This is a genomic window from Ruegeria sp. AL12 (assembly GCF_056540885.1).
This window is the reverse complement of record NZ_JBQFXN010000212.1, coordinates 1-509: the sequence shown is the minus strand read 5'-3', so window position 1 is coordinate 509 and position 509 is coordinate 1. Positions and strand designations below refer to the sequence as shown.

Sequence of the window (509 nt, the reverse complement as noted above, 5' to 3'; positions counted from 1 at the left end):
CAAGACGCGTGGATAAAGAAGAAAAGCCAGGCTGGGATCATTTGGACCGACCAGTTTATACCCTTCGAAAAAAGCTGAGGTGACATCGTCGGGAACGACTCGGCCGGGCCCCACCTCGTTTGCGGAACGGGTCAGGGTGGTGAAATCTAGCAAGACCTTGGAAATGTCATGTCCGACCGGCGCCATTTGATCGCTGGAAAAGTCAAGCCCGAGTGTCCGCTGGTCGTCTCGTATCAGATTGGATAGGTGAAAGTCGCCGTGCTGAATTGCCGAAATCGTTTGCTGGCCTTCGAACTGTGGCGCCAGCTCGATGATCCGTCGGATACCGGCGAGAAACAGTTGCCGTGCGGGTACGGTTGCAGTGCCTGCGGTGATCTGTTTTTCCAGCTCTTGATAGTAACAGACCGTGTATTTGGGCTGAAAGATGCGCCGCTCTTCGATCTGCGTGCGGTGATAAGCATCCAGCCAGACCCCGGCTTGTTTTAAAAGGTCCAATTGTTGGACAGGCC

1 pseudogene is annotated in these 509 nt (G+C 54.4%); it reads right to left on the bottom strand.

Features of this window, described 5'->3' with window-relative positions:
* Nucleotides 1-495, bottom strand: a pseudogene (locus tag ACR0C6_RS22280) (phosphotransferase); the annotation flags it as partial.
* Between the last annotated feature and the right edge of the window lie 14 nt (nt 496-509).